7 protein-coding genes, 2 tRNA genes and 1 other RNA gene are annotated in these 8,445 nt (G+C 29.7%); 3 read left to right on the forward strand and 7 right to left on the reverse strand.

What is annotated here, in order from left to right; all coding sequences use genetic code 11:
• Positions 1 to 6: 6 nt before the first annotated feature.
• Complete coding sequence (dnaX, locus tag VJ881_10290; GenBank protein ID HKL76442.1) at positions 7 to 1,719, reverse strand: DNA polymerase III subunit gamma/tau; 1,713 nt, start codon at positions 1,717 to 1,719, stop codon at positions 7 to 9.
• A gap of 136 nt (positions 1,720 to 1,855) precedes the next feature.
• Positions 1,856 to 2,121, reverse strand: an RNA gene (gene ffs / locus VJ881_10295) — signal recognition particle sRNA large type.
• A 243-nt stretch (positions 2,122 to 2,364) separates the two neighbouring features.
• Here ffs and VJ881_10300 point away from each other — a divergent pair.
• Genes VJ881_10300 through VJ881_10310 form a run of 3 tightly spaced genes read left to right on the forward strand, consistent with a single transcriptional unit; the run spans position 2,365 to position 4,571 of the window.
• Complete coding sequence (locus tag VJ881_10300) at positions 2,365 to 2,727, forward strand: metalloregulator ArsR/SmtB family transcription factor (protein HKL76443.1); 363 nt, start codon at positions 2,365 to 2,367, stop codon at positions 2,725 to 2,727.
• Positions 2,728 to 2,747: 20 nt separating this feature from the next.
• On the forward strand, positions 2,748 to 3,830 hold the full coding sequence (gene arsB, locus VJ881_10305) for an ACR3 family arsenite efflux transporter (protein HKL76444.1): 1,083 nt from the start codon (positions 2,748 to 2,750) through the stop codon (positions 3,828 to 3,830).
• 24 nt (positions 3,831 to 3,854) lie between these two features.
• Positions 3,855 to 4,571 (forward strand): YfcE family phosphodiesterase, encoded by a 717-nt coding sequence (locus tag VJ881_10310; GenBank protein ID HKL76445.1) that lies wholly within the window; start codon positions 3,855 to 3,857, stop codon positions 4,569 to 4,571.
• 40 nt (positions 4,572 to 4,611) lie between these two features.
• Here VJ881_10310 and VJ881_10315 read toward each other — a convergent pair whose 3' ends face one another.
• The 5 genes from VJ881_10315 to VJ881_10335 form a co-directional block, all read right to left on the reverse strand.
• Positions 4,612 to 5,538: a pseudouridine-5'-phosphate glycosidase gene (locus tag VJ881_10315; protein HKL76446.1), complete on the reverse strand. Its 927-nt coding sequence runs from the start codon at positions 5,536 to 5,538 to the stop codon at positions 4,612 to 4,614.
• 5 nt (positions 5,539 to 5,543) lie between these two features.
• Positions 5,544 to 6,476: a carbohydrate kinase family protein gene (locus tag VJ881_10320; GenBank protein HKL76447.1), complete on the reverse strand. Its 933-nt coding sequence runs from the start codon at positions 6,474 to 6,476 to the stop codon at positions 5,544 to 5,546.
• A 26-nt stretch (positions 6,477 to 6,502) separates the two neighbouring features.
• On the reverse strand, positions 6,503 to 7,909 hold the full coding sequence (locus VJ881_10325) for an ATP-binding protein (protein HKL76448.1): 1,407 nt from the start codon (positions 7,907 to 7,909) through the stop codon (positions 6,503 to 6,505).
• A gap of 130 nt (positions 7,910 to 8,039) precedes the next feature.
• Positions 8,040 to 8,131, reverse strand: a tRNA-Ser gene (locus VJ881_10330).
• A gap of 73 nt (positions 8,132 to 8,204) precedes the next feature.
• Positions 8,205 to 8,299, reverse strand: a tRNA-Ser gene (locus VJ881_10335).
• Positions 8,300 to 8,445: the final 146 nt, after the last annotated feature.

Consider the following 8,445-nt stretch of genomic DNA (forward strand, 5'->3'; position numbering starts at 1 on the left):
AATAAATTAATTATCAATAATAGTTTCATCAGTCTCAATAACCTTACCATCAAACATTTCCAAAACAATATTAACTAAATCATCCTCTTTTGATTTTTTTTTAGATTTTTTGTTATTGGAAGTTTGATCACCACCACTGTTTATATTATACTCTCCTTTGACTACAAACTCAAGTTCACAGTTTTTGGAGAGAACTCTACTTATTACTTTTTTAATCAACTTTCTATTTTTAGCAGCTCCATTTCTATGAAATTTCTTGTTTTCTGGAAATTCTATAAAAATGGTGTTTTTTTCTACCTTAGCTACTTTTCCTTCTTTTAAATAAGCATTAGTTTTTATATCATTATTTTTTACCTGTTTTAAAATTACAGGCCAGGCATTTTTTAGTTCTTTAAGTTCAATACTGTTATCTTCATTTGTTTTTTCAATTTTTTGATCATCTTCAGCTTTACTTTTCTTTCTTTTCTTTTTAGTTTCTCTTTTTTTATTTACTTCATCTTTTTTATTTACTTCATCTTTAATACTTTTAGTATTTTTTTCAACTGATTTATCTTTTCTAACACTTTTATTCTGTCGTAATTCATATTCAAGCTGAGCTACTCTAGTTTTTAAACCCTGAAGAGAATCATCAGCTTCAGGTGAAGTCATTTTCACAACTCCCATTTCTAATGTAAGTCTAGGTTGATTTGAAAATTTAATATCTTTTTCTATATTAGTTAATATATCAAGCATTCTCAATAATTTTGAACTATCTAAAATTTCACTTTCTCCTTTTAATAATTGTAATCTAGAAGGTGGATATTCAATTAAGTCATTATTTATTCCACATTCTCTTATTAAGAGCAATTGTCTTATATGCTCTATAAGGTCATTAACAAAACGGGAAACACCTTTTCCCTTTTCTATTAAATTATTGATTAACTCTAAAGCATCAGAAGTATTATTTTTAGCTACATATTTAACATAATCCCTTAAAACACCTTTTTCTATTTTACCTAACATGTCTCTTAATTTATGAGCTGTAATATCACCATTTGTAAAAGAAATAGCCTGATCAAGAATACTAATTGCATCTCTCATACCACCATTAGAGCTATGAGCTATTAAATTAAGGGCATCATCTTCATAATCAACTTTTTCTTTTTCACAAATGTCTTCCAATCTTTTTACTATATTACTAACTGATAAAAGAGAAAAATCAAATCTCTGGCATCTGGAAAGAATAGTAGATATAACTTTATGAGGTTCAGTAGTAGCCAAAATGAAAATTACATTTTCCGGTGGTTCTTCAAGAGTTTTTAATAGGGCATTAAAAGCACCTTTAGTTAACATATGTACCTCATCAATAATATATACTTTATAGGTTCCTTCACTGGGGTAAAATTTCACTTTTTCTCTTAATTCTCTTATTTCATCTATACCTCTATTTGAAGCAGCATCTATTTCTATAACATCCATTGATTGTCCTGAAGAAATTTTATTGCAATTATCACAAACTCCACATGGTTCAAAACTTGAATCATCTTTACAATTTAAAGCTTTGGCAAATACTTTGGCAGTAGAGGTTTTACCAGTACCTCTTGGTCCGGCAAAAAGATAAGCATGAGCAATCCTCTCATTTTTAAGAGCATTCCTCAAAGTTTGTATTACATAATCCTGTCCAACCAAATCATTAAAAGTTTCAGGCCTATATTTGCGGTATAATGACAAAAAAGCCATATATATTTCTCCTTTATAATTTATCTTCTTCTTAACTTATTTTATTCTAGATTAAAACAACTTTTCCTGCATTAATCACATTCATTAATAGAAAAACCCTCTTTAGATAAGAGGGTTGCTTTTAATATTATAAATGCCGTACACCGGCTTTGAATCCCACCTTCCAGGCGTTACCCTGGTAGTTAGCTCGGGCCAGGCAACCTCGCGGCACATGGAGACATCTGTTTACCGCTGCTTCCTCCCGGACCTGACGGGGTTCACAGAGCTCCATTGCGCAAGACCCAACCGTCGACACCACTTTCCAGGGCCAGACCCTAAAAGGTGTGACCCTCAGCACGGCCATCAATCCTGCTATAGCGGCTTGCAGGTTACAGGGCACCGCTACCGCCCCATCTAGTACGGCAAAATTTATATCTATTTTCAAGGCTATTCACCTTGTGACACGACTTATATTATACTAAACAAAAGCCCTTTTGTCAAGCACTCAACTTCTGTATTTATTAATCAATTGGTTATAATGTTAACATATCGTTAAATTTATTAAAAAAATGTAAATTTCACCTAAAATACTTGATTTGAAAGTTACATAATTATATACTTATATTAGTAAAGACTTATATGAAAAATAATAAAAGAGGTGAAAAAATGTCATCTGAAAATGAAAATATTATTGATTTTTTAAAGTGTATATCAGATAATACTCGCTTTAAAATTTTAAAATTAATTGCCGAGGATACCTTATGTGTCTGTGAATTAACAGAGATTTTAGATCGCACTCAACCCTGTATTTCTCAACATATGGCCAGATTTAAAAAGTTAAATTTAGTTAATGAAAAAAAGGATAAACAATGGTCCTATTACAGTCTCAACAATAAAAAGTATAATGAATATCTAAAAACTTTAAATAATCTTAAAAATTTAGATTTCAAAAATCTTGGTTTAAACAATATTGAAAAAAAATATCAAGAAACTAAAAGTAAAGATTTATGTAATATAAAAAATAATTAAATTATGAGGTGATATTTAAAATGGAAAGTGAAAACAAGTTAAAAAACACAGCCGGAAGCGGCCTTAATTTTTTCGAAAAATATCTCAGTATATGGGTTGCACTTTGTATAATAACCGGGATTCTTATCGGTCGCAATCTACCAATAATCCCTAATACCTTAAGCAAAATGGAATATGCTCATGTTTCAATTCCGGTAGCAGTTTTAATCTGGTTAATGATCTATCCTATGATGGCTAAAGTTGATTTTGAAAGTATAACCAATGCAGGCAAAAAACCCAAAGGATTAGTAATTACTTTAACTGTAAATTGGATTATTAAACCTTTTACAATGTTTTTCTTTTCCTGGATATTCCTAAAAGTTATTTTTTCAAATTTTATTGCCGCTGAACTGGCTCAAGAATATGTGGCTGGAGCAATACTATTAGGTGCAGCCCCCTGTACTGCTATGGTTTTTGTCTGGAGTTATTTAACTGATGGTGATCCTGCATATACCCTGATTCAAGTTTCGGTTAATGATCTTATCCTCCTTATAGCTTATGCTCCTATTGTGAAAATATTATTGGGGATTAGTAATATTAATGTTCCTTATGAAACTGTATTTATGTCAGTAGGACTCTTTATTGTTATACCACTAACAGCTGGTTATCTCTCTCGTAAGTATTTTGTCAGGAAAAAGGGGGAAGATTGGTTTGAAAATGTATTTTTGGATAAAATAAGTAATTTCACTGTAATAGGATTGCTTTTAACCCTAATTCTTCTCTTCTCATTTCAGGGAGATGTTATCTTAAATAATCCTTTACATATTCTATTAATAGCTATACCTCTAATTATTCAGACGTTTTTCATATTTTTAATTGCTTATTTTTGGGCCAAATTTTGGAAAGTCCCACATGATATAGCAGCTCCAGCAAGTATGATAGGAGCCAGCAACTTTTTTGAATTGGCTGTAGCAACTGCTATAAGTCTTTTTGGGTTAACTTCTGGGGCAGCCCTGGCAACAGTAGTAGGAGTTTTAGTTGAAGTACCTCTTATGTTAACTTTAGTAAGAATAGCAAATAAAACAACTCACTGGTTTAAAGATAAAGAAAAGATTGCAGCATAAAAATAATTAAATGAGGTGAAATATATGAAAATTGCATTTATTGCAGATATCCATGCAAATATATTTGCTCTTAAAAAAGTCTTGCAGGATATTGAAAAACAAAATGTTGATAAAATCATTTGTTTAGGGGATCTGGTAGGATATGCTCCCTATCCAAATGAAGTAATTAATCTTATTAAAGAAAAAAATATTCTTACCATTCAGGGTAATTATGATGAAAGCACTGGAGAAGAATTAATGGTCTGTGGTTGTGATTATGAATCTCAAAAAGAAACAGAAAATGCTAATAAATCATTATTCTGGACCCAGGAAGAAGTTAGTGAAGAAAATAAGAAATGGCTGGCTGAGCTTCCTAAAGAAAAGAAAATAGAAATTGAAGGTTGGAATTTATACTTAGTCCATGGAAGTCCTCGAAAAAATAATGAATATTTATATGCTGATAGTAAAGAAGTCAAAGAAATTGCTAAAAATTTCGAGTTTGACGTTTTATTAAGTGGTCACACTCATTTACCTTATTTTAAGGTCATAAATGAAAAATATATAGTAAATGCAGGAAGTGCAGGCAAACCAAAACATGGTAATCCTCGAGCGACTTATGTAATTTTAGATATTAAAAAAGATAGTATTGATTATACAGACAGAGAAGTAAAATATAATGAAGAAAAAATAGCAAAAGCAATAGAAAATAATGAGATCCTTCCCAATGATTTTGCTGAATTATTTAGAAATGGAGGAGCTTAAAAATTTAAGCGGTGGCTTTCCACCGCTATTAATTTTTGTATTATTTTATTTTACTTAATTCTTTTGCAATTTCAGCCCCAGCTCTAGCATTGTTTTTTACTAAAGAAATATTTGTTTCAAGACTTTGACCATCAGTTATCTCTTTTATTCTATCTAAAAGAAAAGGAGTAAGTTCTTTACCATTAATATTTCTTTCTTCTGCCTCATTAAGAGCCTGTTCTATCTTTTGATTAATTATATCAGATTCAATTTCATCTTTCTTAGGGACAGGTACTGCAATCATTAAACCTCCATCTAATCCAGATTCCCATTTTGCTTTGCAGATTTCTGCACCATCTTTAGCTGATTTAATTTTATAGTTTGGCTTATAACCACTTTTCCTACTATAAAATGCAGGAAATTCTTCAGTTTTATATCCTAGAACTGGTACTCCAAAAGTTTCAAGTTTTTCTAAAGTAAGTCCAATATCAAGAATAGATTTTACTCCAGCTGAAACAACAGCAACATTTGTTCTTTTCAGCTCTTCTAAATCAGCAGAGATATCAAAAGATTTATCAGCACCTCGATGAACTCCTCCTACACCACCAGTTACAAAAATATTTATTCCGGCCATTTCAGCACAAATCATTGTAGCAGCAACAGTAGTAGCTCCATGCTTTTTTCGAGCCAATACAACTGGTAGATCTCTTCTGCTAACTTTGAGAACCTCTTTTGATTGTCCTAAAAATTCAATCTCTTCTTTACTAAGGCCTATCTTTATTTTACCATCAATTATAGCAATAGTAGCTGGAACTACTCCTTTTTCTCTTAGAATGTCTTCTATTTCTATTGCAGTTTCAATATTTTCTGGATAGGGCATTCCATGAGCAATTATAGTAGATTCTAAAGCTACTACAGGCTGATTATTTTCAAGTGTTTCTTTAACTTCATCTTTTATATCAAGATACTTATTTAAATCATTTTTCATAATAATTAATCCCCCTTTAGTCTTTCTTTTAAATCTGGATTAACAGTAAATTTACTTTTTACTGTCAAGGAAGCAATTTTAATACCATATTCAACCGCCTTTTTTAATTCACTATTTTCCCTTACTAATTTGCTGGCAATTCCGGCCAAAAGAGCATCTCCAGCACCGGTTGTTTCTTTTAAATCTTTTTTAGGAATTTTTTCAGCTTCAACAAAATCAGATTTTTTCTTACTAAGAATTAAAACACCTTTTTCACCACAACTGACAAACATTACAGGAATATTTTTATAATGATTATATTTTTCTTTAACTCTTTTCAATCTTAAAGAAAAATCATTTTCACCTTTAACTTCAAGACCAAGAAGCATTTCAGCTTCATCTAAATTAGGACTTAAATAATCAATACTTTCTATTTGCTGTAATAATTTTTTCCCTTTATCAATAGAGACAGGTTCAGCAAAAGTAATAATCTTATTTTTTTTAGTTATTTCTAAAATATATTCAATAACTTCTGAATTAAGGTTTGTATCAAAAATAACTAAAGATGCATTTTTTATTAAATCTTTATTTGCTTTTATGTAAGATTCATCAATACTATTCATAATTTCCATTCCAGAAATTGCAGCAATTAATTCTCCATCTTTATCAAGGTGAGCAAGATACAACCCTGTTTTTTCTTTATCAGTAATTTTTACATGATCTAAATTTACCTGAGATCTGGAAGTCTCCTCTAATAATTTTTTTCCAAAATGATCATTACCCACAGAAGTAAGTAGAGTAACTTTATTATCTAAAATTCCAAGATTTTCAGCAATATTACGTCCTACTCCTCCCAAGCTTTCTTCTATATGTCCTGGATTGGATGTATGGGGTAAATAGTTTTCACTATAGGCTTTTAAATCTACATTACTACCTCCAATTACTACAATATTTTCCATCAAATCACTCCTTAGAGAAACTTAATTTAAAATTCTATATCCGAAAGTTCTAAAGCTGTTTTATTAATATTATCTTTAAATTTAAATTCTTCAATTTCTTCTCCATCTATTTTTTCATCAGGAAGAGAAACAATAAATTCTGATCCTTTTTCTTCTCTACTTTTGACTGTTATTTTTCCTTCGTGTAATTCAACTAAAGATTTTACAATAGAAAGCCCAAGACCACTACCTTCACTATTTCTGGTCATTGACTCATCAATTTGTTTAAATTCATCAAAAATAAATTTCAATTTATTATTTTTTATACCAATTCCATTATCTTTTACAGAAATTTTTATCATATCACTTTCTTTATATAAACTTACAGTAATCATATCCCCTTTTTCAGTAAACTTTACTGCATTTGAAAGCAAATTCAAAATAATTCTTTCGATATTGACAGGATCACATTTGATTATTTTTTTCTCAAAATCTGAAATAAATTTTATATCTCTATTTTTATTGTCTATGTAAGATTTTACAGAATCAGTCACCTTATTTAAAATATCTACTATATCAGCATTTTTTAATTCTAATGAAAAAGAATCAACATCCATTTTTACCAGATCAATTAAATTGTTAACTAACCTTAACATCCTATATCCATTTTGCCTAATAATATCTGTATATTTACTAATACTATTATTATCTTTTTTATTTACATTTATCATCTGTACAGCCGAAAATATAAGGTTAAGTGGAGTTTTAAATTCATGAGATAATTTGCCGATTAAATCCATTTTATTTTTTGTTTTTTCAAGTTTGTTTTGATTTTCAATTAAATTTTGCCGTAGATTATCATATTTAACAATATTATGATAAATACTCCTATTAGTATCATTAATAAGCATAGTAGAATTCAAAAGAGTGAATAAAGAAGAAATTGAAAAAACCGGTATTATTTTAGCCCAAAATAATAATGGATAATCCAAAATTATTATAAGAATTGTGAAACCAACTATTAAAACCCAACTATAAGCTTTTACTATTTCTTTTTTATCTATAGTAACAATTATACTATCTTTATTTTTATGATATATCCCACCAATGATTACTGGAAAGAATATTTCAAAAATTATTACTCCAATAACCCATTCTCCTCCAAGCATCCACCTATAAAAAGCTGGCAGAGAAGTTACCACTAATCCATATTTCCAACTATAAATATAAGAAATTAAGAAAATTGGGATACTTTTTAAATCAAAAGCTATACCATGATATACAAAAGGTCTTTTCATTAAAATAATAGATATTAAAGCAGCTAAAAAAGCAATAGTTATTTTATAATAATATGGATCATTAACATCACTTTTTAATAAATGTTCTTTTAAACGTACAGAAAGCAAAATAAATAAAATAACCATAGCCATATTATATATTAGCTCAATTAACATAAAATCAACCTCTTTTATTTTCGGTTTTCTCTTATTCTGATATTTTATACTTTTACTATAACATATTTCCAACTATATTAAAAAAGTTTCAGGCATAAAAAAAAGACCTCTCAAAAAGGTCATAAATAAATGGCGGAGAGGGAGGGATTCGAACCCTCGGTAGGTTTTAGCCTACACCCGCTTTCCAGGCGGGCCCCTTAAGCCAGACTCGGACACCTCTCCATATTATTTTTCTTTTGTCACACATCAAGTATTATATTAAATATTATTGCTTTTGTCAAGGATAACACAAATTTGGCGGAAGGAGAGGGATTCGAACCCTCGAGACACTAATGAAGTGCCTACTCGATTTCGAGTCGAGCGGTTTCAACCGGACTCACCCATCCTTCCATTATCTTAAACTTTTAAAAAAATTTTTTAGCATTTTACTACTTTTTTCTGCCATAAATCCACTTTTGACTTTTATAGTATGATTAAATCTACTATCATCACTTAAATCATAAAGAGAACCAACAGCTCCACCTCTTTTATCATAA

This window comes from Halanaerobiales bacterium (genome assembly GCA_035270125.1).
Classification (GTDB): Bacteria; Bacillota; Halanaerobiia; order Halanaerobiales; family DATFIM01; genus DATFIM01.